We start from the raw sequence: 1,761 nt of genomic DNA on the forward strand, positions 1-1,761 counted from the left end.
AGACGAAATCCTGAGACCCGAGCTGAGGGGATTGCGGCGTGCGATATCGTTAGATGGGTCCACCCACCAAGGGCGCACTAGGACGAAATGCTGAGCTTGAGCTGTTTGTTGTCTTGCCAACACGTGTTATCCATGTTAGCATGAACGAGAGGCGACGTCATGGCCCGAGGGAAGACGCTCTACCTGCGCGGGCTTCCCGAGCCCCTCGTCCGCGAGGCGAAGGCGACGGCCGCCCGCCGCGGGATCACGCTGACAGCTTTGGTGGCTGAGGCGCTGCAGCAGCTCATCGGCGCCCCGCCTGCCGGTGGCGGGAGGCCGGAGGGCGCGCGGGCGCGCGGCGCCCGGCGCGCACCCGGGGCGTCAGCGCTCCGGGAGGGCAGACTGCCTGGCACTGCCTCAGGGGAGGCTGCCGCGGGTGGTGCGGCAATCTCCGGCGTCGCGGCAGGCCTGGCCGAGAGCATGCGCTGGTTTCAGGCGAACCGCCGCCGCCTGCTGCGCCGCTACCGCGACCAGTACGTCGCCATCGACCGGGGCCGCGTCATCGGCCACGACCGCGACTTCGACGCCCTGGCGCGCCGGGTCTTCGCCCGGGTAGGCTCGCGCCCGGTCTTCATGCCGAAGGTGACGGCGGAGGAGAGGGTCGTCGCGGTCCCGTCGCCCCGACTGGCCGAGGCGTAAGTCCGGTGGTCCGCCGCAGCGGCCGGGACGACGCGATGCGGCGAACTTTCCCCTACGACACCCGTCGCACCCCGCCGGCCCCGGTCCTGCCGGTGCGCCTGGGGCGGCCGCAGGGCGAACCGGCGGCCGCGGTGGCCGCGCTCGTGGACAGCGGCGCCGACATCACGGTCCTCCCCGAGGGGCTGGCGCGGGTGCTCGGTCTGCCCCAGGTGAGCGAGGTGACGGTCCGCGGGGTGGCGGGGACGGCCCGCGTCCCGGTGTACGCCGCCGAACTGGAGGCCGCCGGGACGCGCCGGATCGTGGAGGTGGTGGAGGTGGGCGCGGAGGCGCTGCTCGGCCGTGACGTCCTGAACGGCTGGGTGGTCACCCTCGACGGACCGGCGCGGGTCCTGAGGCTTGGACCCTAGCACAGGGCCGTCAACGTCCTCCCCATACCAGGCGCGGCCCGCGGCCGCCGGCGGACCTCCCGAGGGGGCGAACTGGATCGGCAGGAACATCACTCCCGTCAACGCAGATTTCGGAGGGGAATGATGTACAGCTGTGCGGCAGGATGGTCACGTCCCACAGCGGGGCATGGCGCGAGGGGGGAAGACCATGATCCATTCCGTCCAGGACAGGCTGGGCTGGCGCCTGAACCCTGCAGAGTACGAGGCCATCCGGGCGCTGTGGATCGCCCACTCCAAAGCCGAAGACGCCCGCGATCTGGCCGGGCTGCTGGCCACCCTGACCGCGGACTGCGTCTACGAGCTGGTCCCCACCGGGCGGCGGTGGGAGGGCCATGAGGGGGCGCGGCAGTTCTACACGGGCCTGCTGTCGGCCTTTCCCGACGCGCGGTTTTCCCTCCAGGACATCGTGATCGGGCCCCAGGGCGTGTTCGAGGCGACACTACTGGAGGGGACGCACCGGGGAACGTGGGAAGGGGTGCCGCCGACCGGGCGGCCGATCCGCCTGCTGGTCCTGATCTACTTTCCCTGGGACCCGCAGGCGCGGCTGTTCGCCGGGGAGCGCATCTACTACGACCGGGCCGCCCTGGCCGAACAGCTGGAGGGACGGACGGGGATCACGGGAGCGCCGGTCTGACAG

At 71.8% G+C, this 1,761-nt stretch carries 3 protein-coding genes; all 3 read left to right on the forward strand.

The features are described from left to right. Positions 1–459: 459 nt before the first annotated feature. The 3 genes from RB150_11405 to RB150_11415 all read left to right on the forward strand — a co-directional run bounded on the left by RB150_11405 (position 460) and on the right by RB150_11415 (position 1,758). Positions 460–678 carry a DUF5678 domain-containing protein gene (locus RB150_11405; protein MDQ7821140.1) on the forward strand — a complete coding sequence of 73 codons (219 nt, stop codon included), beginning with the start codon at positions 460–462 and terminating at the stop codon, positions 676–678. Positions 679–713: 35 nt separating this feature from the next. Then, positions 714–1,085: a retroviral-like aspartic protease family protein gene (locus RB150_11410; protein ID MDQ7821141.1), complete on the forward strand. Its 372-nt coding sequence runs from the start codon at positions 714–716 to the stop codon at positions 1,083–1,085. A gap of 187 nt (positions 1,086–1,272) precedes the next feature. Beyond that, entirely contained in the window at positions 1,273–1,758 is a 486-nt protein-coding gene (locus RB150_11415; GenBank protein MDQ7821142.1) for an ester cyclase, read from the forward strand. The last annotated feature ends 3 nt before the right edge of the window (positions 1,759–1,761 follow it).

Source organism: Armatimonadota bacterium, from assembly GCA_031081675.1.
GTDB classification, from domain to species: domain Bacteria; phylum Sysuimicrobiota; class Sysuimicrobiia; order Sysuimicrobiales; family Kaftiobacteriaceae; genus Calidihabitans; species Calidihabitans tengchongensis.

What these genes read in the sequence shown, in the direction of transcription:
- RB150_11405 (MDQ7821140.1), top strand. Translation starts at nt 460, where the DNA reads ATGCGCTGGTTTCAGGCGAACCGCCGCCGCCTGCTGCGCCGCTACCGC.
- RB150_11410 (MDQ7821141.1), top strand. Translation starts at nt 714, where the DNA reads ATGCGGCGAACTTTCCCCTACGACACCCGTCGCACCCCGCCGGCCCCG.
- RB150_11415 (MDQ7821142.1), top strand. Translation starts at nt 1,273, where the DNA reads ATGATCCATTCCGTCCAGGACAGGCTGGGCTGGCGCCTGAACCCTGCA.